This window comes from Enterobacter sp. MGH 4, assembly GCF_000534735.1.
Taxonomy (GTDB): Bacteria; Pseudomonadota; Gammaproteobacteria; order Enterobacterales; family Enterobacteriaceae; genus Enterobacter; species Enterobacter intestinihominis.
Genome location: NZ_KI973293.1, coordinates 76681 through 100964 on the forward strand (window position 1 = coordinate 76681; position 24284 = coordinate 100964).

The 24284-nt window shown below is 52.3% G+C and carries 20 protein-coding genes; 11 read left to right on the forward strand and 9 right to left on the reverse strand.

Features of this window, described 5'->3' with window-relative positions; genetic code table 11:
• Positions 1 to 271: 271 nt before the first annotated feature.
• Positions 272 to 880 (forward strand): hypothetical protein, encoded by a 609-nt coding sequence (locus tag L350_RS10205; protein ID WP_023305305.1) that lies wholly within the window; start codon positions 272 to 274, stop codon positions 878 to 880.
• 9 nt (positions 881 to 889) lie between these two features.
• On the opposite strand, the gene L350_RS10200 is transcribed toward L350_RS10205, so the two are convergent.
• Together L350_RS10200 and L350_RS10195 are read right to left on the reverse strand one after the other, a co-directional pair.
• The gene (locus L350_RS10200; protein WP_032625210.1) at positions 890 to 4387 is read right to left on the reverse strand and encodes an ATP-binding protein; all 3498 of its coding nucleotides are present in this window, start codon (positions 4385 to 4387) and stop codon (positions 890 to 892) included.
• Positions 4384 to 4989 (reverse strand): response regulator transcription factor, encoded by a 606-nt coding sequence (locus L350_RS10195; protein WP_023305307.1) that lies wholly within the window; start codon positions 4987 to 4989, stop codon positions 4384 to 4386. Before L350_RS10195 ends, L350_RS10200 begins: the two co-directional genes overlap by 4 nt.
• A 313-nt stretch (positions 4990 to 5302) precedes the next feature.
• On the opposite strand from L350_RS10195, the gene L350_RS10190 reads away from it, so the two are divergent.
• From L350_RS10190 to L350_RS23310, 3 genes are all read left to right on the forward strand, one after another.
• On the forward strand, positions 5303 to 6454 hold the full coding sequence (locus L350_RS10190; RefSeq protein ID WP_001254932.1) for an IS30-like element IS30 family transposase: 1152 nt from the start codon (positions 5303 to 5305) through the stop codon (positions 6452 to 6454).
• Between the two features lie 192 nt (positions 6455 to 6646).
• Positions 6647 to 6823, forward strand: coding sequence for a hypothetical protein (locus L350_RS24470; RefSeq protein WP_023305308.1), 177 nt, complete (start codon positions 6647 to 6649; stop codon positions 6821 to 6823).
• A 416-nt stretch (positions 6824 to 7239) separates the two neighbouring features.
• Positions 7240 to 7599 (forward strand): DUF4156 domain-containing protein, encoded by a 360-nt coding sequence (locus L350_RS23310; RefSeq protein WP_023305310.1) that lies wholly within the window; start codon positions 7240 to 7242, stop codon positions 7597 to 7599.
• Positions 7600 to 7620: 21 nt separating this feature from the next.
• Here L350_RS23310 and L350_RS10185 read toward each other — a convergent pair whose 3' ends face one another.
• Both L350_RS10185 and L350_RS10180 read right to left on the reverse strand, forming a co-directional pair.
• On the reverse strand, positions 7621 to 8472 hold the full coding sequence (locus tag L350_RS10185) for an AraC family transcriptional regulator (protein WP_023305311.1): 852 nt from the start codon (positions 8470 to 8472) through the stop codon (positions 7621 to 7623).
• An 81-nt stretch (positions 8473 to 8553) separates the two neighbouring features.
• Positions 8554 to 9402: an SDR family oxidoreductase gene (locus tag L350_RS10180; RefSeq protein ID WP_023299152.1), complete on the reverse strand. Its 849-nt coding sequence runs from the start codon at positions 9400 to 9402 to the stop codon at positions 8554 to 8556.
• Positions 9403 to 9486: 84 nt separating this feature from the next.
• On the opposite strand from L350_RS10180, the gene L350_RS10175 reads away from it, so the two are divergent.
• Positions 9487 to 9873: a winged helix-turn-helix transcriptional regulator gene (locus L350_RS10175; RefSeq protein ID WP_032625213.1), complete on the forward strand. Its 387-nt coding sequence runs from the start codon at positions 9487 to 9489 to the stop codon at positions 9871 to 9873.
• A gap of 93 nt (positions 9874 to 9966) precedes the next feature.
• Here L350_RS10175 and L350_RS10170 read toward each other — a convergent pair whose 3' ends face one another.
• Positions 9967 to 11910 carry a bifunctional 2',3'-cyclic-nucleotide 2'-phosphodiesterase/3'-nucleotidase gene (locus L350_RS10170; protein ID WP_022646847.1) on the reverse strand — a complete coding sequence of 648 codons (1944 nt, stop codon included), beginning with the start codon at positions 11908 to 11910 and terminating at the stop codon, positions 9967 to 9969.
• A 190-nt stretch (positions 11911 to 12100) separates the two neighbouring features.
• Here L350_RS10170 and cysQ point away from each other — a divergent pair, with 190 nt between their 5' ends.
• Positions 12101 to 12841: a 3'(2'),5'-bisphosphate nucleotidase CysQ gene (gene cysQ / locus L350_RS10165; RefSeq protein ID WP_022646848.1), complete on the forward strand. Its 741-nt coding sequence runs from the start codon at positions 12101 to 12103 to the stop codon at positions 12839 to 12841.
• Here cysQ and L350_RS10160 read toward each other — a convergent pair.
• Positions 12835 to 13392 carry a YtfJ family protein gene (locus L350_RS10160; protein ID WP_032625215.1) on the reverse strand — a complete coding sequence of 186 codons (558 nt, stop codon included), beginning with the start codon at positions 13390 to 13392 and terminating at the stop codon, positions 12835 to 12837. The genes cysQ and L350_RS10160 overlap by 7 nt on opposite strands.
• Positions 13393 to 13716: 324 nt before the next feature.
• Here L350_RS10160 and L350_RS10155 point away from each other — a divergent pair, with 324 nt between their 5' ends.
• On the forward strand, positions 13717 to 13923 hold the full coding sequence (locus L350_RS10155; protein WP_003856054.1) for a DUF1107 domain-containing protein: 207 nt from the start codon (positions 13717 to 13719) through the stop codon (positions 13921 to 13923).
• Between the two features lie 76 nt (positions 13924 to 13999).
• On the opposite strand, the gene L350_RS10150 is transcribed toward L350_RS10155, so the two are convergent.
• Both L350_RS10150 and msrA read right to left on the reverse strand, forming a co-directional pair.
• The gene (locus tag L350_RS10150; protein WP_022646849.1) at positions 14000 to 15337 is read right to left on the reverse strand and encodes a polyamine export protein PaeA; all 1338 of its coding nucleotides are present in this window, start codon (positions 15335 to 15337) and stop codon (positions 14000 to 14002) included.
• 250 nt (positions 15338 to 15587) lie between these two features.
• Complete coding sequence (gene msrA, locus L350_RS10145) at positions 15588 to 16229, reverse strand: peptide-methionine (S)-S-oxide reductase MsrA (RefSeq protein ID WP_003856057.1); 642 nt, start codon at positions 16227 to 16229, stop codon at positions 15588 to 15590.
• Positions 16230 to 16453: 224 nt separating this feature from the next.
• On the opposite strand from msrA, the gene tamA reads away from it, so the two are divergent.
• The 3 genes from tamA to L350_RS10130 are packed head-to-tail and all read left to right on the forward strand — an operon-like array spanning position 16454 to position 22307.
• Positions 16454 to 18187 (forward strand): autotransporter assembly complex protein TamA, encoded by a 1734-nt coding sequence (gene tamA, locus L350_RS10140; RefSeq protein WP_032625217.1) that lies wholly within the window; start codon positions 16454 to 16456, stop codon positions 18185 to 18187.
• Positions 18184 to 21960: an autotransporter assembly complex protein TamB gene (gene tamB, locus L350_RS10135; RefSeq protein WP_032625220.1), complete on the forward strand. Its 3777-nt coding sequence runs from the start codon at positions 18184 to 18186 to the stop codon at positions 21958 to 21960. Before tamA ends, tamB begins: the two co-directional genes overlap by 4 nt.
• Positions 21961 to 21962: 2 nt before the next feature.
• Positions 21963 to 22307 carry a gamma-glutamylcyclotransferase family protein gene (locus L350_RS10130; RefSeq protein ID WP_022646852.1) on the forward strand — a complete coding sequence of 115 codons (345 nt, stop codon included), beginning with the start codon at positions 21963 to 21965 and terminating at the stop codon, positions 22305 to 22307.
• 141 nt (positions 22308 to 22448) lie between these two features.
• On the opposite strand, the gene ppa is transcribed toward L350_RS10130, so the two are convergent.
• Positions 22449 to 22979: an inorganic diphosphatase gene (ppa, locus tag L350_RS10125; RefSeq protein ID WP_006810347.1), complete on the reverse strand. Its 531-nt coding sequence runs from the start codon at positions 22977 to 22979 to the stop codon at positions 22449 to 22451.
• A 309-nt stretch (positions 22980 to 23288) separates the two neighbouring features.
• Here ppa and ytfQ point away from each other — a divergent pair, with 309 nt between their 5' ends.
• On the forward strand, positions 23289 to 24245 hold the full coding sequence (gene ytfQ, locus L350_RS10120) for a galactofuranose ABC transporter substrate-binding protein YtfQ (RefSeq protein ID WP_022646853.1): 957 nt from the start codon (positions 23289 to 23291) through the stop codon (positions 24243 to 24245).
• Positions 24246 to 24284 lie beyond the last annotated feature (39 nt).

Genomic DNA, 24284 nt, shown 5'->3' on the forward strand with positions numbered 1-24284 from the left:
GAGGCACAGATGCACGCGTATTGTATGAGGTTGCGCATTAGCGCTCAGGGAACGTAAAGACATGGGGCCAAAGCGTCAGCCGCCAGGATACTTTTTCCGTGGTTTCAGTTTAATCCTACAAGACATACCTATAAGACCTACAGGCTTCGAAGGACGGTGTCATTACTATAGTCGACGGATTTTTACGACCACGGCATAACGTCGGTTTTCATATCCTGCAATCAACGACGTGGGACGATGAGAACGATCGGCCTATTTTACAGGAAAGAAGATGCAGGAAGTCATATGGTCCGAACAGGTGATGCTGACAGGGCGTTCCCGTATTTCTATCAGCGGAGCCAATAATGTATTTTGTTCCGCGCTGGTGGTGCTTTTCAGGAATATTATTTCGCCAGACATTATTACCATGCCAGAGATCCAGGTGCAGGTCTTTGTCGGAATGACGCTGCCACAGGTGTTCGTATGGCGGATGAAGGAGGATGCGGCAATGGAAGGGAAGATCCCTCGTATTGTTTTCTGTACTGACTCTTGCTTCCGAATGCTGTCAGGGACCAGCGGATATGAACGAACACTGTTCATTACTCCAGATACCAGCATTTATGCGGTGGCTGAAATAATCAGACGCTGGATTGCCGGTTACGCCTCGCACGCTTCGGACAACGTTCTGCCTCTGCTCACTCGATGTGATAACCGAACCATGCAAATGCTGGAAAAAGATATCCCACTTCCTCTTGAGGCCAGACGGCTCTTTCGCTCGGTAAAAACGCTTTATTGTCAGCGCGCTTTACTGTCGGACCGGATCGGGACGCACAGCCGTCAGGAATTATATCTAAAAGCGCGTCTGATACTCAGTCAAAGCCAAACATTAGCGCTTGGTTAGGCTCAAGGTTCATGACGAGAGATCGCTTACCGCATCTTCAAGACGTAGCGCAAGCTGAAGGCAGAGGCTGATGGTTTTCCTGTCTGCGGCTTCTTCCAGTTCAGTACATAAGTCAGCCAGCGAATCGTTCTTCAGAAGATAAAAACCGCCTTTCATCAGGTGAGCAAGTTCGGCGATCTGCAAGAAATCTTCCGCGCTGATAGCGTCGTGCAAATCGCTGATGGTGACGTCGAGATGCGCTAAGCAGGAGTTAAATACATGCTGGTCGACCCGATCTTCCGCTTTTGCGCATGCGTTTGTGGCGGGCTGGATAGCGCTGGCAAATTTGCTTAATGCGAGGGATAGGGTTTTGAGCGAAACGGGTTTAAAGAGGCATTCCGTCATCCCGGCCTGAAGACAGGCTCCTCTTTGTTCATCGCGGGCATCAGCCGTCAGGCCGATAATTACAGTATCGCTGTTTTCCTTACGGATTAATTTTGTCAGCTCAATTCCTGAGATATACGGCATATTACAGTCAGTGATAATAATCTCGGCACCGGTGCTTCTCCACTGAGCATATGCGTCACGAGGATCGCTACATTCGATCACGACGTAGCCAAGGTATGACAGCTGCTTATTTAACAGCATGAGATTTGGGTAAAAATCATCAACGACAAGAACGGTGGCTGAGCTGTTTTGACGCTGGATATCTATAACCTCTGCCGCAGCACGCTTGCTCTTCTGTTGGCTTACGCCCACTTTTAACGTAATGTCGACTCTGGTTCCCACGCCCGGTTGACTATGAAGTTGTATGCCTCCACCCAAAGCTTCACAAAGCCGGCGAGAGATGAGGAGTCCAAGCCCGGAGCCTGACTGATGAGAATAGCCGTTAATATCAGCCTGGGAAAAAGGTCGGAATAATGTCTGTTGCCCTTCAGGCGATATACCGCAGCCCGTATCCGTTATGGCAATTTGCAGCAGGGCGACGTCTGTGACTTGAGAATTAACGCATTCTACTGCGACACGCACTTCGCCTTCATTCGTGAATTTGATGGCATTACTGATGATATTGCTGACAACCTGTCTGAACCGAAGCTCATCTGTTGTCACAATGATGTCGTCGAGCTTTGCTGGATATAGGAGTACAAGCTCGATACCGTTGTTGAACGCGCCAGGCCTGAATAAGGAGATAATCTGTTCAATGGTTTTTCTGAGCTCCATTTCTGTATAATGAATAACCAGTTTTTCAGATTCAATCATGGAAATATCAAGGATATTACCAATAAGTTCCTGTAGTACGTTTGACGAAGAATAGGCGACGTCGAATGCGGTACTGTCTATGATTCCATCGTGGAGTTTTTTTGTTCCAAGCTCCAGCATACCGATAATGGCATTCAGAGGCGTTCTAATTTCATGGCTCATGGTGGCAAGAAAAGTGGATTTTGCTACATTCGCCCTTTCAGATTCCTTCCTGGCTGCTCTTAGGCTCTCTTCCATTTCGATTCTCGACGTGATGTCAATCCAGCCGCCAATAACGCCATTTACGCGGCCTTCGGCATCCAGGAATGGCACCATCCAGTGATATATCACGGCATCAGGGCGCCCATCGCTGAATGTAATTGCCCGGTCTTTCGATATTGATACCTTATCCCGTAACACGCTGAAGAAATCCTGGCGGTATGTTTCAAGAGACGAAAGATGTGAGGCCGTTGTATTTTCATACTCAGCCTGACTAAAAGCGTATTCCTGTTCGATATGGAAATCTTTTAAAGCTTCCGTATAGGCCTCATTAAACGATATGAGCTCTGCATCTTTATTACGAACATACAGGGGATTCGGCGTGCCGTTGATAAGCGCGTTTGTCAAAGCCAGCTGATCGTCCAGTTTTCTCTGGGTCCGCTGTGCATGTCGAACGTGCTTTCGAAGGACAAGCGCCCAGCCGGTGGAAATCATGCCCAGCAGGAGAAGGACTATTACCGTGTAGAGAATGGCGGTTTTGTTTGCTTCGATGAAACTTGTTTTTGAGGGCGCGGCGGTCCATTTCGTGGTGATATCGTCGAGTTCAGATCCGGCGAGGTTCTTTAATGATTTATTGATTATTTCATACAAAATTTCATTGTGCGCGGAAATGCCCAGGGAAAGTTTGGCAAAATTTCCATCAACTATATCGTCTATGGCCAGGGAATATTGATGCGTGTGTGTGTAATAATTAGCGGAGACAAAATTATCAAGTACGGCATCGACTTTGTTACTGCCTAATAAATCATAGGCAGCTGCCGTCGAAGATACAGGCACAACGGTATGCGAAGTGAGATCATAACCCTCGAGATGATTAACATCCATAAAAGTCGCGATCCGGCGAGCGCGTGTAGGCACTTTTTTTAGGCTCTCACCGTGACGAGTAACGAAAACAAGAGGAAACTGAATGAAGCTTCGGGTAAACCGATATCGCGTATCGGTGTTGTATACGGAGCTGGCAAAGCCAACGATCTCATCAGGGTTAATGTTCTTTGATGACGGGTTTTCTGGCAAAAATGCAAACGTGACGTTAAGCATTTTGCCAATGAGACTAAATACATCAGGGATGATGCCAGTAAACGTACCGTTAGCATACTCTGAAAAAGGTTGCGCGGTTGTTGGCAGCTGAACATAAAACTGCTTTTTACCTTGTAACCACCGGGCTTCCTTTTCGGTGAGATATTGTGGTGAACCCGGCGTGATAAAATCACTGGATTTATCCCAGCCCCTTATGAATTCTGACAGATCTGACTGGGATATCTTTTGTAGCCCGGATTCTATGATTTGTCTGGTTTTTATATCAGAGTTACGTATTGCGAAGTATACTTTTCCTTCTGCCTGGTCAATGGTATTAAGCTGGCGACTGACGTGAAGGGTGTTGAAAACGCTATTGTTATAAAAATAACCAGCACTTATTGCATCACCCACATAGATATCGTTTTTATGGAGGGCGACAGAGGCAAGCGCATTCAGTACGGAATCGTAGCGGTTTATTTTTGCTTCAGGATAGCGCTCTTTTATAAACTCATCAGAAATAAACCGATCAACGATGGCAATCGTCTCGTAATCTTTTGTATCGAGTTTATTTTCCGCGGGTGCGATTTCAACTATTTTATTCGTTGGAATAACCGGGAGATAAGAATACCTGGATTTTTTCGTTTCAGTTACCGGACCAGTGGTCGTGATCGCATCAATAGACCCTTCTGCCAGCGCGTCAAAAGCAGCGACAGCGTTATCGAAAAGGGTGACAGAGAAATGGATATCCGAATTATTACGGATTGTCCGCAGTATGTCGGCATTGATCCCATCAAGGTATTCGCCATTAATAACGATATCGAAAGGCGGATAATCGGGTCTGTAAACACCCACCTTCAGAGATTGCTTATAAAAACGCTGGATGGTTGTATCGGGGTAAAGTTCCAGAGACAGAGATTTGTCGCTCAGTGGTTCCGCACAGGCGTACAATGGCAATAAAATAAGCAGCAGCTTAAAGTGAACCCATCGCTTCATTCAATCTTTTCTCTTTTAGCAATCTCGATCAAATCAACCAGTGTCGTAACGCCCATTTTTGTCATTATCCGGGTTTTATAGGTACTGATTGTTTTGCTGCTCAGGCACATGCTGTCTGCTATTTCAATATTTTTCATTCCAGCAATGATTTTACGCAGTACCTCTAGCTCGCGGTTTGTCAGTGAGGATGATTTTCTTGATGTAAAATTGTTGGCATAGCTTATATTTGGAAAAAATGTAAAACCAGAATTGATGGCTTTGATCGCCGCTGAAACATCTTCCATACCCTCATTCTTTGTCAAAAATCCAGACACGCCGGACATCATGCATCTGCTGGCATAGAGTTCCGCTGACTGTGAGGTGAACACTAGGATTTTTGTATTAATCTCTGCTTTTCGCACCGCCGCGATAACCGACATCCCATCCATGTTAGGAATACCAATATCCAGTATGACGATATTGTATTTCCCTTTTTTTATCTGGTTTATAGCCTGCGCACCGTTATCACATTCATCCACATGAGTGAAGCCTATCTTTTCTAATGTCATTTTCAATGCCATGCGGACTGAAGGATGATCGTCTACAACAAGTGCGGTTTTCATACTAACCCTTAATATAATCGGCAAGCGATGCATTATTCTGATGTTAACGCATTAGCCTGGTTCATTCCACTGGTGCGGCGACAAACTGGCTGTAGGTTGAACCCGTGCAGTCAGTTCATTTCAAATCAGGCTTCACCAAAACAACCTGAATGCGTAAAATGTATATAACGTGTTGAATAATAGGTTGTTAAATCGTTCTGTTTACTTGCTACTTAACGCTCAGTATAGCCATTTTTACTACAGAACGAGGTTGTAGATTCAATTGGTCAACGCAACAGTTATGTGAAAACATGGGGTTGCGGAGGTTTTTTGAATGAGACGAACATTTACAGCAGAGGAAAAAGCCTCTGTTTTTGAACTATGGAAGAACGGAACAGGCTTCAGTGAAATAGCGAATATCCTGGGTTCAAAACCCGGAACGATCTTCACTATGTTAAGGGATACTGGCGGCATAAAACCCCATGAGCGTAAGCGGGCTGTAGCTCACCTGACACTGTCTGAGCGCGAGGAGATACGAGCTGGTTTGTCAGCCAAAATGAGCATTCGTGCGATAGCTACTGCGCTGAATCGCAGTCCTTCGACGATCTCACGTGAAGTTCAGCGTAATCGGGGCAGACGCTATTACAAAGCTGTTGATGCTAATAACCGAGCCAACAGAATGGCGAAAAGGCCAAAACCGTGCTTACTGGATCAAAATTTACCATTGCGAAAGCTTGTTCTGGAAAAGCTGGAGATGAAATGGTCTCCAGAGCAAATATCAGGATGGTTAAGGCGAACAAAACCACGTCAAAAAACGCTGCGAATATCACCTGAGACAATTTATAAAACGCTGTACTTTCGTAGCCGTGAAGCGCTACACCACCTGAATATACAGCATCTGCGACGGTCGCATAGCCTTCGCCATGGCAGGCGTCATACCCGCAAAGGCGAAAGAGGTACGATTAACATAGTGAACGGAACACCAATTCACGAACGTTCCCGAAATATCGATAACAGACGCTCTCTGGGGCATTGGGAGGGCGATTTAGTCTCAGGTACAAAAAACTCTCATATAGCCACACTTGTAGACCGAAAATCACGTTATACGATCATCCTTAGACTCAGGGGCAAAGATTCTGTCTCAGTAAATCAGGCTCTTACCGACAAATTCCTGAGTTTACCGTCAGAACTCAGAAAATCACTGACATGGGACAGAGGAATGGAACTGGCCAGACATCTAGAATTTACTGTCAGCACCGGCGTTAAAGTTTACTTCTGCGATCCTCAGAGTCCTTGGCAGCGGGGAACAAATGAGAACACAAATGGGCTAATTCGGCAGTACTTTCCTAAAAAGACATGTCTTGCCCAATATACTCAACATGAACTAGATCTGGTTGCTGCTCAGCTAAACAACAGACCGAGAAAGACACTGAAGTTCAAAACACCGAAAGAGATAATTGAAAGGGGTGTTGCATTGACAGATTGAATCTACAGTGTCCCTTTTCGCTTTCACGTGTAAGGTTTTTCCTCTTTTTATCGTCACTGACTGATTTCCGTAACACGCAACTCTCCACGCAGGATTGTGGGACTTTTCCTACGTACATTGTCGCCAACGCTGATGTTATCCATTCGGCTGGTAAAATAAAATACAGTCAGTTCGATGTTGACAGGAAAACAAATGAAATTACATTTTTTAAAAAATGCGCTACTGCTGCTTTCAATAACGCTTTTTACCGGCTGTACGGCTAATTCATGGATTGATGCGGTTGGAAGTGTGTTAGAGGAGAAAGATAAATATGAGAAAGACTCGCGATCCAAAAGAATTAAGGCTGCCAATAAGGCAGCAGGCTACTAGATTATTTCAGGCGTGGTAAGCGTTTTTGATGGTTTTTCATTTTTTATCTGCACCATATTAATAGCCACAGCGAGCTGGCGATTATGTTTGTCTTACGATCGAACGTTAATGTAATAATTGTGATAAAACTATTTTTAGTCTGCTTAATGGCGGTGTTTGCACTAATGTTTGTAAACCCAAGCGCGATCTTTGGAAACAGGAGTAATGAAGAAATCAATGAAAGCGAAGACCATTATCGTGCTCAGGATTTAGCCCGGCAAAAACCGGTTTTATTTGTGACCGGCTTTAGATGAGGAATTATAATTCTTGAGTTGAATGTAACATTACTCTATTATTGATACGCTATTTGAGTGATCGCGCGTGTATAACAAAAATGCCTGATAACTCATTTTATTTCAAAGGGATAAAATAAAGACATGAAAAAAAGAGCGATAGTATTATTCAGTATGGCGTTAACCGCATGCTCAGCAAATAACTTGAACCAGGGCGCTGAACGGGTACGTATTACTAATACTGAACCAACCGGCAATTGTACATTCCTGGGGGAAGTGACGGGCAGCCAGGGAAACTTCTTCACGGGTGGATGGACGTCAAACTCTAATCTTGAGACTGGCGCACGTAATGATTTAAAAAACCAGGCTTACAGTATGGGGGGTAACGTTGTCGTTATTCTTACGCAGCGAGCAGGGCAGACCGGGAGCGCCTACTTCGGCTCAGGTTCCAGCCAACAAACTAACGTCACGCTAAGCGGTACAGTGTATCGCTGCAATAACTGATAAATAATCTAAGCACAGTATTTAACGTGCAATAAAGCCCTGAGCCGTTAAGCGCGGCGAAACCTGCTTCTGGTAGCGCACGGGCGTAATGCCGTAGCGGCGGGTAAAGGCGCGGGTCAGGTGAGACTGATCGGTCAGCCCCGTTGCGGCGGCCACCTCGGCGGCAGGCATGCCGTGGGTGAGGAATGCTTTGGCGCGCCACAGCCGGATGGCCATCAGCATCTGGTGTGGGGTGACGTGAAAATGGGCCTTAAACTGGCGCTGGAAATGGTACGGGCTGAGCGACACGACGCTCGCCAGTTCGTCCAGGGTGAGCGCGCGCATATAGTTGTCGTGCAGATAGTCGCGAACGCGCTCGAAGCGGTGCGCGCCCTCCCGGGCTACCGGCGCGTGACGGGCCAGCGGCTGGAACGTCTCAATCAGATCCAGCAGCAACCCTTTTTGTGCCAGCGCATCGTTCGTATGCCAAAGGCCGTAAATCAGCTGGCCAATTTGCTGCGAGCGCAGCGGGTCGTGGCGGGTCACGTCGCTAAACCACCAGTGGCGAAGGCCGGTGACTTCTTCCAGCAGGTCGGGTTCGATATAGACCATCCGGTAGCGCCAGCCGCCTTCGGTGGCGGATTCGCCGGTGTGGATCTCGTCCGGGTTCATGGTCACGACCGATTTTTCAGCGGCTAAGTGTTGGGTTCCGCGGTAACGGAAGCGTTCGGCGCCGGTTTCGATGGTGCCGATACCGAAGGCTTCATGCGTGTGAGGCTCAAAGGCGTAGTCAGCAATATGCGCGTGATATAGCTCCAGACCTGGCAACTGCGCCAGATGGCGAAAGCGCGCGCTGTCTCTCTCATCAGTAAACTGTTCCGGTACGCCTTGCACGGTGAGCCTCCTTGTGGGTCATCGCTTCATTATCCGAGATGACCCGAAGGGATGCCACAAAAAATAACCAATTCTTAACAATTACAGAATGGCTTTGATGCTCTCCGCCAGCGGCGTGGTCGGACGGCCAATCAGTTTGCTCAGGGTACGGCTGTCGTCAAACAGGCCGCCTTTGGACGCACCGGTATCGGAATCCGCCAGCATCTCCGCCAGCCCGGCAGGCAGACCAACGCCTTTCAGTGCAGCGGCATAATCGGCTTCGCTGAGGTTCTGATACGTTACCGGCTTACCGCTCTGCTTGCTCAGCTCCGCAGCCAGTTCGCTCAGCGTCCAGGCATTGTCACCTGCCAGTTCATACACCTTGCCGGCGTGACCCTCTTCAGAAATCACTTTTGCCGCAGCCGCCGCGTAATCCGCACGGGTCGCAGAGGCAATTTTGCCTTCGCCTGCGGCACCTATAAATACGCCGTGTTCCAGCGCTGGCGGCGCGCTTGCCAGGTAGTTTTCGGTGTACCAGCCGTTGCGCAGCAGGGCGTAAGGCACGCCTGAAGCCGCCAGTGCATTTTCGGTTTCGACGTGCTCAACGTGCAGACCCAGCGGGGATCTGTCCGCATGCAGCAGGCTGGTATAGGCGATGAATTTCACCCCGGCGGCTTTGGCGGCGTTTATCACGTTCTGGTGCTGTACGGCGCGCTGGCCCACTTCGCTGGAGGAGATAAGCAGCAGCTTATCCACGCCGTTCAGGGCGGTGGTGAACGCGGCCTGGTCGGTATAGTCCGCCTGACGTACCACAATTCCCCGCTGGCTTAAGGCGTCGGCTTTTGCCGGGTTACGCACAATAGCCACGATCTGGCTGGCCGGAACGGTTTTCAGCAGTTCTTCAATAACGTGTTGGCCAAGCTGGCCGGTTGCGCCGGTAATCGCGATCATGATGAATCTCCTTCGTGTTTGTCTGGTGTTGTGGCACACTATCACCATAACTAACTTTTAGTAAGTACGCACAAAAAGGTAAGTATGAAAACACCGATACCGACGCTCAGCGAGCAAATGCGCGATGGCAATCTCTTTGCAGAACAGTGCCCGTCACGGGAAGTGCTCAAACATGTTACCAGCCGCTGGGGCGTGCTGATCCTGGTGGCGTTACGTCAGGGGACGCATCGTTTTAGCGATCTGCGCCGCAAGATGGGCGGTGTGAGCGAGAAGATGCTGGCCCAGTCGCTTCAGGCGCTGGAGCAGGACGGGTTTGTCGATCGCGTTTCTTATCCGGTTGTGCCGCCGCACGTGGAATATAGCCTGACGCCGATGGGGCTGGAGGTGAGCGAGAAGGTGGCCGCGCTGGCTGACTGGATTGAGGTGAATACGCCGAAGGTGATGGCGAATCGGGACGATCGTGCGGCATGAAATGCCGGGTGGCGGCTTCGCCTTACCCGGCCTACCCGCAATCCTCGATCCCGTAGGCCGGGTAAGCGCAAGCGCCACCCGGCACAATCATCGCTACCTGCTCAAATCCACCTGATAAATCGCGAACCCAATATCATCCGTCGCGACCTGTTTCATCGGATACTGCGCCTTATCCTTGATAAACGCGGCTGCTTTATCGGACGGTGATGTCTCAAAGCGAATATCCAGCGTCGTGTCGCTGTGGATCGGCGCCAGACGCCAGTTGTTATCCACCGCCGGATGAATTTCACCCGCTTTTTTCGACTCCGCGCTAATCCACGCCGCCAGCACCGAACGGTTCTCATCCGGCGAGGCAAAGGCGATGTGGCTGTCACCCGTACCGGCAAACTTACCGCCATAGGCGCGGTAGTTGTTGGTCACCACCAGGAAAGAGGCATTCGGATCAATCGCTTTGCCGTTGAAGGTCAGGTGTTTGATGCGTTCTGCCTGCGGATTAATGGCCTGACATTCGCCGTCATATTTCGCGGGCTGGGTTACATCAATCTGATATTCCACGCCGTCGATCACGTCGAAGTTGTAGGTGCGGAAACCGTCCCAGTTTATCAGCGACTGCGGTTTGCTGCTGTGCGGATCGATCTGGTTGAACTGTCCGGCAGAGCATTCCAGCCACTCCTTCACCTCTTTCCCGGTGGCTTTCACCACCACGAGGGTGTTGGGATAGAGGTAGAGATCGGCGGCATTACGGAAGGTCAGCTGGCCTTTTTCCACCTCAACGTAGCTGGCCGGATCGTTCTTACGCCCGCCCACTTTGAATGGCGCCGCGGCAGACAGAACCGGCAGATTGGCCAGATCCGGATCGCCCTGAATATAGTGCTCGGCATAGGCTTTCTGCGCCATGTTGACTACCTGCACGGTCGGGTCATCCTGTACCAGCGCGAGGAAGCTGTACATGTTATCAGCCGATTTACCGATCGGCTTGCTGACAAATTCACGCGTTGCGTCGTGGTCATGCTTCAGGACGTCGACCAGCTTTTTATCTTCTTCGGCCAGGGATTTTTTTGCAGCGGCATCATAAATCGGACGCGCTTCCGCTTTCGACTGCGTGACTTTCCAGCTCCCGCTGTCGTTATTCAGCACCAGATCTACCACGCCAAGGTGGTCGCCCCACATGCCCGGCATCACCGATGGCACACCGTTGAGCGTCCCTTTTTCGATGTCCGCGCCTTTGATACTGGCGAAATCTTTGCCCGGGAAGACGGCGTGGGCGTGACCAAACAGGATCGCATCCACGCCCGGTACCTGGCTGAGGTAATACACGGAGTTCTCAGCCATCGCCTGATACGGGTCGGCCGAGAGGCCAGAGTGGGCCACAACGACCACCACATCTGCGCCTTTCGCCCGCATCTCCGGCACGTATTTGCGCGCCGTTTCGGTAATGTCGTTGACGGTTACTTTCCCGTCGAGGTTGGCTTTATCCCACGTCATGATCTGCGGCGGCACAAAGCCGATATAGCCGATTTTCAGCGTCTGTTTTTTACCATCCTGGTCGACAACCTCGGTCTCTTTAATCAGGTAAGGGGTAAAGAGCGGCTTTTTCGTCTTAACGTCGATGATATTGGCATTAACGTACGGGAATTTTGCTCCTGCCAGCGCATCGTGCAGGTATTTCAGGCCGTAGTTAAATTCGTGGTTGCCCAGGTTGCCGACGGCATAGTCCAGCGTATTCATTGCCTTATAAACAGGATGGATCTCGCCTTTCTTCAGCCCCTTCGCCGCCATGTAGTCGCTGAGCGGGCTGCCCTGAATTAAGTCCCCGTTATCGACCAGCACGCTGTTTTTCACTTCACCGCGGGCGGCGTTGATCAAACTTGCCGTACGTACCAGTCCGAATTTTTCGACAGGCGTATCTTTGTAGTAATCGAAGTCCATCATGTTGCCGTGCAGATCGGTGGTTTCCAGAATGCGGAGATCCACCGTCGCTGCCTGAACGCTTGCCGCAATCAGCGTTGCCAGGAGCGTTGCGCTAAACTTAATCATCTGAGGAGTCCTTTTTTCGATCCAAGCCACAAAAGAGTATGTATGTAGTATTTGTTGCTTACAGAAGTGTGAATGCTGCCAGAAAAAAGAACGCTGAAACCAGAATTGCTTCACAGATAGCGGAATTGTTCACATTACGATATAACTAAAACAATAAGTTATGCCCACTGCGTTAACGAAGAGGTGGAGAATGTTAGATCAAATTTGTCAGCTCGCACGGGATGCGGGTGATGCCATTATGCAGGTGTACGACGGTGCGAAACCGATGGATGTTGTCAGCAAAGCGGACGACTCCCCGGTGACGGCGGCGGATATCGCGGCGCATACGGTGATCCTGAAAGGTTTGCAGACCCTGACGCCGGATATTCCGGTCCTTTCTGAAGAAGCGCCCCAGGGCTGGGACGAACGTCAGCACTGGCAGCGTTACTGGCTGGTGGACCCGCTGGACGGCACGAAAGAGTTCATCAAGCGTAACGGTGAATTTACCGTGAATATCGCCCTGATTGAAAAAGGAAAGGCGGTGCTTGGCGTGGTTTATGCCCCGGTGATGAAGGTGATGTACAGCGCGGCGGAAGGTAAAGCCTGGAAGGAAGAGTGCGGCGTGCGTAAGCAGATCCAGGTGCGAGATGCCCGTCCTCCGCTGGTGGTGATCAGCCGCTCGCACAGCGACAGCGAGCTGGAGGAGTACCTGCAACAGCTGGGGGAACACCAGACGACGTCGATCGGCTCGTCGCTGAAGTTCTGTCTGGTGGCGGAAGGGCAGGCGCAGTTGTACCCCCGTTTCGGGCCGACGAACGTCTGGGATACGGCGGCAGGGCATGCGGTGGCTGCGGCCGCAGGCGCGCATGTGCATGACTGGCAGGGTAAGCCACTGGACTACACCCCGCGCGAGTCATTCCTCAATCCTGGCTTCAGGGTGTCACTTTACTGAGCTAGTAGCTTATGCAGCAGGGCTACTACCTGCTGCACCTCATCCTGCGTCAGCGCGCCGTCTTTAACCCACTGTACGCGACCGTTTTTGTCCAGCACAACAATCGCTGAACTCTCTTCTTCCAGCTGCCACACCTTACGCGTCACGCCGTTGCTGTCGACAATAAACTGCGACCAAGGATAGAGCTTCTTATTGCTCTCAAGGCTTGAGCGCACAAACATCCCGGAGCCGGGAATCGCGTCGTCGGTATTCACGATGGTGGTGGTCTGATAGCGATCGTGCGGGAGTTTTGCGGCCTTGATCGCTTCCACGAGGGTGGCGTTTTTCTCTTTAGCGGATGTACGTCCGGCAATATGCTGTACAACTCTCACTTTGCCCGCAAGCTGCGCGCTATTCCAGGCTTTATAGCTAAACTTATCATTGTCGAGAATCAATTCTCCCCGGTCAGCAATGCCGACCGGCGGGACACGTTGTCCTTTTTCAATGTTGTGTGCGGAAGCCATCAGCGGCAGCAACAGGCAAGCTGCTGCCAGGAGGTTACGTAGGGTCATGGTGTTTCCTTATTGTGAGCAGGTGATCCGACCACTTGGTCATGCGCTTTTAATCATAAGTGCGATCAATGGGCTTTTCCCGCAATCCCGATGCCAGTTTGCGGGCGAACGCACATATCCACGCAAAAACGACGGCATATACTGCTCTGTATCACGCTTTGCAAAGATTATTCTGAATAATTGTAATCAAACGGTAAATAAACTTATGCACACTGGGTAAGTTCGAGGTTCTGGTCTATAGTCATTGGGCATCAAAATTTGCGCTCAGGACAGTCGGGCCGATTGTGGCACCGCAAGGGCGTATGATTCGCAGGAGATACAAGAATGAAAATTTTCCAACGCTACAACCCGCTTCAGGTGGCGAAGTACGTGAAGATCCTGTTCCGTGGACGGTTGTATATCAAGGATGTTGGCGCTTTTGAGTTCGATAAGGGCAAAATCCTTATCCCGAAAGTGAAGGACAAACAGCACTTGTCTGTGATGTCCGAAGTCAACCGTCAGGTTATGCGTCTGCAAACTGAGATGGCTTAACCAACGTGCTATGCAGTAGTAGTTAAAAAGACGGCTCCCGATGGGAGCCGTTGATGTTTGTGGGACATACAAAGGGTTACGCCGACACCTTATCTTCCGCGTCTGGCAGCTTCGGTACCAGCACGGTCGGTTTACTATCAATGCGCGTTACCAGCAGCTGGTCGATGCGGTAGTTATCAATATCCACCACTTCAAACTTGAAGCCAGAGAATTTCACCGAGTCGGTACGTTTCGGGATCTTACGCAGCATAAACATCATAAAGCCGCCGATGGTCTCGTAGTTTCCGGACTGCGGGAACTCGTCGATGTCGAGCACGCGCATGACGTCTTCAATCGGCGTACCTCCATCGATCAGCCATGAGTTCTCATCACGCTGCACAATTTGCTCTTCCAGCCCCTGGCCGACCAGGTCGCCCATCAGCGTCGTCATGACGTCGTTGAGGGTGATAATGCCCACCACCAGCGCATATTCGTTCATGATCACCGCGAAGTCTTCACCGGCGGTTTTGAAACTTTCCAGCGCTTCGGAGAGCGTCAGGGTGTCCGGCACAATCAGGGTGTTGCGGATCTGCACGCCGCTGTTCAGCGCCAGGCTCTGGTTTGCCAGCACGCGGTTCAGCAGGTCTTTGGAGTCCACATAGCCGATGATATGGTCGATATCTTCGTTACAGACCAGGAACTTGGAGTGCGGATGCTGCGCCACTTTGGTCTTCAGGCTCTGCTCGTCTTCATGCAGATCGAACCAGATGATGTTCTCACGGCCGGTCATGGAGGACGGCACGGTACGGGATTCCAGTTCGAAAACGTTCTCGATCAGCTCGTGCTCCTGCTTGCGCAGCACGCCTGCCAGCGCCCCGGCTTCCACCACCGCATAAATATCGTCGGAGGTGATGTCGTCTTTACGCACCATCGGCAGCTTGAAGATGCGGAAAATGACGTTCGCCAGGCCGTTGAAGAACCACACCAGCGGACGGAAGACATACAGGCAGAAGCGCATCGGGTTGATGATACGCAAAGCCACAGCTTCTGGCGCAATCATACCGATGCGTTTCGGGGTCAGGTCCGCGAATAGAATGAACAAACCGGTGACCAGCGAGAAGGAGAGGATGAAGCTCAACTGCTCGGCCAGCTCTGCGGACATGTACTTTACAAAGAGGCTATAAAACGCCGGAGAAAATGCTGCATCGCCCACGATACCGCCAAGAATGGCGACCGCGTTCAGGCCAATCTGCACCACGGTAAAGAACATGCCTGGGTTTTCCTGCATTTTCAGAATGCGTGATGCGTTGATGTTGCCCTCGTCGGCAAGCAGCTTCAGTTTGATTTTACGGGAGGCAGCCAGCGAGATCTCCGATATCGAGAAAAATGCACTGACGGCAATAAGACAAAGTATTACTAAAATACTGTTTAACATAGTTTATCCGGCTTCTCGCCAGATCCTCAGAAGGGGAGTTGATACCATTCGTGTGAAGACACATTGAACTCAGCTCGTAGCGTTGAGCCGATTATTTCAGCGGTAGTATAGCGTAAAGGCGTGTAAATCTGCCAGAGGTCACGTTTTCGGCAAAAAGTGGCCGGATGAAAAGGCAGTGAGTGGTTAAGTAATGAACTGACACTTTTGCTTACAGGCGCGCCACGCGGCTCGCGTGGCGCTGATGCAGTAATCAGTCCTGCTGTGGAGGCAGACAGACGCCGATGCCGCCGATGCCGCAGTAGCCGTACGGATTTTTATGCAGGTACTGCTGGTGGTCGTCTTCGGCATAGTAGAACGGTTTCGCAGTAGCGATTTCCGTCGTGACCTGACGTTTATCACCGGCTGCCTGCATCGCTTCCTGGAAACGCGTCAGGCTGGCGTGGGCCGCAGCCTCCTGCTCAGGGGTGAGCGGATAGATGGCCGAGCGGTATTGGGTGCCGTGATCGTTACCCTGACGCATGCCCTGCGCCGGGTCATGGTTTTCCCAGAACACCTGGAGCAGCTGTTCATAGCTGATGACGCTCGGGTCATACACCACACGCACCGCTTCAGCATGACCGGTCTCACCGGAACAGACTTCGCGGTAGGTTGGGTTAGGCGTATATCCTCCGGTGTAGCCCGCAGCGGTGCTGTAAACGCCCGGCAGTTGCCAGAACAGGCGTTCTACGCCCCAGAAGCAGCCCATGGCAAACAGGGCGATCTCCATTCCATCAGGAACGTTTGTCATTGAATGGTTGTTTACGGCGTGTAATGTCGCCACTGGCATAGGGGTGTTGCGTCCCGGTAACGCATCGGCTTGTGATACCAGATGCTTTTTATCAAATAAACTCACGGTGGGGCCTCCGGGGTAGCGTTGTTTCGGTTAAGGTTGTCACGAAGCGTTTAATTGAACACAATAAATGCGATGAATGAGTCTAGATTTAATCATAAGAAATATTTGGGTGTTAGGCCCTTTTTCAACCCGTAATTTGGGTTTTTGGCTTTCAGGCCGTATTTTGCCGCGGAGCGGCACTGCATTTGCTTCCAGGGTGGAAACAGGGATATTCAGGAGAAAACGTGACAAAGATCCGCCAGTTATGTTTAGTCAGTTTAATGCTGACAAGCGGGATTGCCAGCGCGGCGAATGTCCGTTTGCAGGTTGAGGGGTTATCCGGGGCGCTGGAAAAAAACGTGCGTGCGCAGCTTTCCACCATCCAGAGCGATGAAGTCACGCCGGATCGGCGTTTTCGCGCGCGCGTGGATGACGCCATTCGCGAAGGCTTAAAGGCGTTGGGGTACTACGAACCCACCATTGATTTCGATTTACGCCCGCCGCCGGCTAAAGGACGTCAGGTGTTGATTGCCCGCGTCTCGCCGGGAGAACCCGTCCTGATTGGCGGCACGAACGTGGTGCTGCGCGGCGGTGCGCGCACGGATCGTGACTACCTGGATCTGCTTAGCACCCGGCCGAAAGTGGGTACCGTGCTTAATCACGGGGATTACGATCGCTTTAAAAAATCCTTAACCAGCGTTTCGCTGCGCAAAGGCTACTTTGACAGCCAGTTCAACAAAAGCCAGCTGGGCGTTGCGCTTGAACGACGTCAGGCATTCTGGGATATCGATTACGACAGCGGCGAGCGCTATCGGTTTGGCGATGTAACCTTTGAAGGATCGCAAATCCGTGATGAGTATCTGCAAAACCTGGTGCCGTTTAAAAAGGGCGACTACTACCAGTCTAGCGACCTGGGCGAGCTGAACCGTCGTTTATCTGCCACCGGCTGGTTTAACTCCGTGGTGGTGGCACCGCAATTTGATAAATCCCGTAAAACGAAAGTGTTACCGCTGCATGGCGTGGTCTCACCGCGCACCGAGAACACCATTGAGACCGGTGTCGGCTACTCCACGGACGTCGGCCCGCGCGTGAAAGCCTCGTGGAAAAAACCGTGGATGAACTCCTACGGTCACAGCCTGACCACCAGCCTCAGCCTGTCTGCGCCTGAACAGCAGCTGGACTTCAGCTATAAAATGCCGCTGCTGAAAAATCCGCTTGAGCAATACTACCTCGTGCAGGGCGGCTTTAAGCGTACCGATTTGAACGATACCGAACAGGATTCGACGACGCTTGCGGTATCACGCTTCTGGGATCTCTCCAGCGGCTGGCAGCGCGCCATTAACCTGCGCTGGAGCCTTGACCACTTTACTCAGGCAAACGTCACCAACACCACCATGCTGCTTTATCCGGGCGTGATGATCAGCCGTACCCGCTCGCGCGGTGGCCTGATGCCGACCTGGGGCGATTCACAGCGCTACTCCATCGATTATTCCAACTCCGCCTGGGGCTCAGACGTGGATTTCTCCGTCGTGCAGGCGCAAAACGTCTGGATCCGTACCCTCTACGACAAGCACCGCTTTGTGGTTCGCGGCAACCTGGGCTGGATCGAAACCGGTGACTTCGAACGCGTTCCGCCAGATCTGCGTTTCTTCGCCGGGGGCGACCGCAGCATTCGCGGATATAAGTACAAATCGATCTCACCTGAAAACGAGAAAGGCCAATTGACCGGGGCCTCTAAACTGGCGACCGGCTCGCTGGAGTATCAGTACAACGTCAGCGGCAAATGGTGGGGCGCCATGTTTGTCGACAGCGGCGAGGCGGTGAACGACATCCGCCGCAGCGATTTCAAAACCGGCGCGGGTGTGGGCGTGCGCTGGCAGTCACCGGTCGGGCCGATCAAGCTCGATTTCGCCGTTCCGGTGGGCGACAAAGAAGAACACGGTTTACAGTTTTACATCGGTCTGGGGCCTGAATTATGAGTTTATGGAAGAAGATAAGCCTCGGGGTGCTGATTTTTATCGTATTACTGCTCGGTACGGTGGCATTTCTGGTGGGTACCACCACGGGCCTGCATCTGCTGTTTAACGCCGCGAACCGCTGGGTGCCAGGGCTGGAAATCGGCCAGGTGACGGGCGGCTGGCGCGATCTGCGCCTGAAGAATATTCGTTATGAACAGCCCGGCGTGGCGGTGAACGCGGGCGAGTTTCATCTGGCGGTCAAGCTCGGCTGCCTGCGGGATAGCCAGCTGTGCGTAAACGATCTGTCGCTAAAAGATGTGAATGTGGCGATAGACTCCAAAAAAATGCCGAAGTCTGAGCCTGTCGAGGAAGAGGACAGCGGCCCGCTGAATCTCTCCACGCCGTACCCGATTGCGCTCTACCGGGTCGCGCTGGATAACGTCAATATCAAAATCGACGACACGACGGTATCCGTGATGGATTTCACCTCCGGTCTGCGCTGGCAGGAGAAAAACCTCACCCTGACCCCAACCTCCCTACAAGGGCTGCTGATTGCGCTGCCGAAGGTGGCCGACGTGGCGCAGGAAGAGATCGTCGAGCCGAAGATCCAGAACCCGCAGCCGGAAGAAAAACCGCTGGGTGAAACGCTGAAAGATCTCTTCTCGAAACCGGTTCTGCCGGAGATGACCGACGTGCATCTGCCGCTGAACCTCAATATCGAAGAGTTTAAAGGCGAGCAGTTGCGTCTGACCGGCGATACCGATCTGACGGTCTTCAACATGCTGCTTAAAGTCAGCAGTATCGACGGCAACATGAAGCTCGACGCGCTGGATATCGATACCAACCAGGGGTCGGTAAACGCCTCAGGCAATGCGTTGCTGCGCGATAACTGGCCGGTAGATATTACCCTTAACAGCGCCCTGAACATCGATCCGCTGAAAGGCGAGAAGGTGAAGGTGAAAGTCGGCGGCGCGCTGCGCGAGAAGCTGGAGTTCGGCGTGAACCTCTCCGGCCCTGTGGATATGGTACTGCGCGGGCAAACCCAGCTGGCAGAGGCCGGTCTACCGCTCAACCTTGAGATTGTCAGCAAGCAGCTTTACTGGCCGTTCACCGGTGAAAAGCAGTTCCAGGCCGACGATCTAAAGCTGAAGCTGAGTGGCAAAATGACCGACTACACGCTGTCGTTCCGTACGGCAGTGAAGGGGCAGGGAGTACCGCCCGCCGATATTACTCTGGATGCGAAGGGTAACGAGTTGCAGGTTAACCTCGACAAGCTGACCGTGGCGGCGCTGGAAGGGAAAACCGAGCTGATCGCGCTGCTCGACTGGCAGCAGGCGATCAGCTGGCGCGGCGAGCTGAAGCTGACCGGGATCAACACCGCTAAAGAAGTCCCGGACTGGCCGTCAAAACTGAATGGTCTGATCAAAACCCGCGGTAGCCTGTACGGCGGCACCTGGCAGATGGACGTGCCGGAACTCAAGCTCACCGGTAATGTGAAGCAGAACAAAGTCAACGTAGAGGGCTCGCTTAAGGGCAACAGCTATCTCCAGTGGGTGATCCCGGGCCTGCACGTGGCGCTGGGCCGCAACACGGCAGATATCAAAGGCGAGCTGGGGGTGAAAGATCTCGATCTGGATGCCACCATCGACGCGCCAAATCTCGATAACGCCCTGCCGGGTCTTGGCGGGACGGCGAAGGGGTTAGTGAAGGTTCGCGGTACAGTGGAGGCGCCGCAGCTGCTGGCGGACATCACCGCCAATAACCTGCGCTGGCAGGAACTTTCCATTGCCCGCGTGCGCGTCGAAGGGGACGTGAAATCCACCGATCAGATCGGCGGAAACCTGGACCTGCGCGTGGAGCGTATCTCCCAGCCGGACGTGAACATCAGTCTGGTCACGCTGGCGGCAAAAGGTAACGAAAAGCAGCACGATCTCCAGCTGCGCGTGCAGGGCGAGCCGGTCTCCGGGCAGCTGCACCTGACGGGCAGTTTTGACCGCCAGGCAACGCGCTGGAAGGGCGTGCTGGATAACACCCGCTTCAGCACGCCGGTCGGCCCGCTGGTGCTGTCCCGATCCATCGCGCTGGACTACCGCAATGCGGAGCAAAAGATCAGCATTGGGCCACACTGCTGGACCAACCCGAATGCTGAGCTGTGCGTGCCGCAGACCATTGATGCGGGCGCGGAAGGACGCGCGCAGATCAACCTCAACCGTTTTGACCTGGCGATGCTGAAACCGTTTATGCCGGAAACCACCCAGGCCAGCGGGGTCTTCAGCGGTAAAGCGGACGTCGCGTGGGACACCACCAAAGAGGGACTGCCGCAGGGCAGCGTTACCCTCTCCGGGCGTAACGTGAAGGTGACGCAGGAGGTCAATGACGCGCCGCTGCCGGTGGCGTTCGACACCCTGAATGTGAACGCTGACCTGCGTAACAATCGTGCGGAACTGGGATGGCTTATTCGTCTGACCAACAACGGTCAGCTTGACGGACAGGTGCAAATTACCGATCCGCAAGGGCGGCGCAATCTCGGCGGCAACATCAATATTCGCAACTTCAACCTGGCGATGGTGAATCCGATTTTCTCGCGGGGAGAAAAGGCGGCGGGGATGCTCAGCGCCAACCTGCGTCTGGCGGGGGATGCGCAAGGCCCGCAGCTGTTTGGCCAGATGCGGTTAAACGGCGTGGACATTGACGGTAACTTTATGCCGTTCGATATGCAGCCAAGCCAGCTGACGATGAACTTTAACGGCCAAAGCTCAACCCTCAGTGGCTCAGTGCTGACACAGCAGGGACAAATCAACCTGAATGGTGACGCAGACTGGAGCCAGCTCGACAACTGGCGCGCCCGTATTGCGGCCAAGGGCAGCAGGGTGCGTATCACGGTACCGCCGATGGTGCGCCTGGACGTGTCGCCAGACGTGGTCTTTGAGGCAACGCCGAGTCTCTTCACCCTGGACGGCCGCGTCGACGTGCCCTGGGCGCGCATCGTGGTTCACGAAGTGCCGGAAAGCGCGGTTGGCGTCTCCAGTGATGAAGTTATGCTCAATGAAAATCTGAAACCTGTTGAACAGAAGAGCGCTGGCATACCGATCAATAGTAATCTTATTGTGCACGTGGGGAATAACGTGCGTTTGGACGCGTTTGGGCTGAAGGCGAGACTCACGGGTGACCTGAAGGTGGCGCAGGATCAACAGGGGCTTGGCCTCAATGGACAAATCAATATTCCTGAAGGGCGCTTCCATGCCTACGGTCAGGATTTGATTGTGCGTAAAGGTGAGCTGCTGTTCTCCGGCCCACCGGATCAGCCGGTACTCAATATCGAAGCGATCCGTAACCCGGAAGCCACCGAAGATGATGTGATTGCGGGCGTGCGCGTGACGGGCTCCGCCGATGAACCTAAGGCAGAGATCTTCTCTGACCCGGCCATGTCGCAGCAGGAAGCGCTCTCCTACCTGCTGCGCGGCCAGGGTCTGGATAGCCAACAGGGCGATGGTGCGGCAATGACATCGATGTTAGTCGGTCTGGGGGTTGCACAAAGTGGTCAGGTTGTGGGTAAAATCGGCGAGACGTTTAGCGTAAGCAATCTGGCGCTGGACACTCAGGGCGTGGGTGACTCTTCGCAGGTAGTGGTCAGCGGCTATGTACTGCCGGGTCTACAGGTAAAATATGGCGTGGGGATCTTTGACTCACTGGCTACACTCACGTTACGTTATCGCCTGATGCCTAAGCTATATCTGGAAGCAGTGTCCGGCGTAGACCAGGCACTTGATCTGCTCTATCAGTTTGAGTTTTAGCAATGCGAATATTTGTTTATGGCAGTTTACGAACCAAGCAAGGCAACAGCCACTGGATGACCAACGCCCAGTTGCTGGGAAATTACACAATCGAAAACTACCAGTTGTACAGTCTGGGCCACTATCCAGGCGCGGTTCCGGGGAACGGAACGGTACAGGGTGAGGTTTATCGTATTGATAATGCTACGCTGGCCGAACTTGATGCCTTGCGCACCAGGGGCGGTGAATACGCTCGCCAGTTGATCCAGACGCCTTACGGCAGTGCATGGATGTATGTGTACCAACGTTCGGTCAACGGGTTAACGCTGATTGAAAGCGGTAACTGGTTAGACAGAGACCAGTTCTGAAAAACGACAGCGCCACCGTAAGGTGGCGTTATCGTTTTGCGCCTCTTGCTGATTGTAGGCCCGTGCAAGCGTAGCGCCGCCGGGCGCATCGAAAGGCACAAAAAAGCCCCGACGCGCGGGGCTTAGTATCAGCAGTAAGAATTACTTCTTAGCAGCACGCTCGAAAGACGCGATGATTTCTGCTTTCGCCGCTTCTGCGTTATCCCAGCCTTCAACTTTAACCCATTTGCCTTTTTCGAGATCTTTGTAGTGCTCGAAGAAGTGGGCGATCTGCGCTTTCAGCAGCTCTGGCAGGTCGTTCACATCTTTAATGTGATCGTACTCTTTGCTCAGCTTGGTGTGCGGTACGGCAACCAGTTTCGCATCTTCACCCGCTTCGTCAGTCATTTTCAGCACGCCAACAGGACGGCAGCGAATGACGGAGCCTGGCTGCAATGGGTATGGCGTTGGGACCAGTACGTCAACCGGATCACCGTCCAGAGACAGAGTGTGGTTGATGTAGCCGTAGTTGCACGGATAGAACATGGCGGTAGACATGAAACGGTCAACGAACAGCGCACCGGTGTCTTTGTCGATTTCGTATTTGATTGGATCTGCGTTGGCCGGGATTTCGATCACAACGTAGATGTCTTCTGGCAGTTCTTTACCCGCAGGGACGTTGAGTAAGCTCATGTCGGTGTCCTTTAAAATGGATGGTAAACAAGTGGCAGGTATTATAGCCAACTGGCGCTGAAAGTCTTCGCCTGTTTTCGTCTTATCTCCCTCGCGCTTTCACTTTTCAGACCGTTTCCATGACAGGATAATCCATAAACTCAGCCGCATTTTAAATGTGGAAATGAAAGCGATTACAAACTTGTGATTAACGTTTTATTCACTTTTCTGAAGTGTGATGTAACGCAATTCGTAACATATTCCATTGGCTATAGTTCATCCGCAGAACATCTTTTAACCAACAATAACCTACCCTACGAGGACGTTCATATGTGGAAGCGCTTACTTCTTGTTACAGCAGTTTCGGCAGCCATGTCGTCTATGGCGATGGCCGCACCGTTAACCGTTGGATTTTCGCAGGTCGGATCTGAATCCGGCTGGCGCGCCGCTGAAACGAACGTGGCGAAAAGTGAGGCCGAAAAGCGCGGTATTACCCTGAAAATCGCCGATGGTCAGCAAAAGCAAGAGAATCAGATTAAAGCGGTGCGCTCTTTTATCGCTCAGGGCGTGGATGCCATCTTTATTGCCCCGGTTGTTGCCACGGGCTGGGAGCCGGTGCTGAAGGAAGCTAAAGAGGCTGAAATTCCTGTGTTCCTGCTCGACCGTTCCATCGACGTAAAAGACAAATCTCTCTATATGACCACCGTCACCGCCGATAACGTGCTGGAAGGCAAACTGATTGGTGACTGGCTGGTGAAGCAGGTGGATGGCAAGCCGTGTAACGTGGTTGAGTTGCAGGGCACCGTCGGGGCGAGCGTGGCTATCGACCGTAAGAAAGGTTTCGCGGAGGCCATCGCCAAAGCACCAAACATCAAGATCATCCGTTCTCAGTCCGGCGACTTCACCCGCAGCAAAGGTAAAGAGGTCATGGAAAGCTTCATCAAGGCAGAAAATAACGGCAAAAATATCTGCATGGTTTACGCCCACAACGACGACATGGTGATCGGCGCCATCCAGGCCATCAAAGAAGCGGGCCTGAAGCCGGGCAAAGATATTCTCACCGGCTCGATCGACGGCGTACCGGACATCTACAAAGCGATGATTGACGGCGAAGCGAACGCCAGCGTGGAGCTGACGCCGAACATGGCGGGCCCGGCATTCGATGCGCTGGAGAAATTCAAAAAAGACGGCACCCAGCCTGAGAAGTTGACCATCACCAAATCCACGCTCTACCTGCCGGACACGGCGAAAGAAGAGTTAGAGAAGAAGAAAAATATGGGCTACTAAGCTCAGCCCACCCTCACCCTAGCCCTCTCCCCGGAGGGG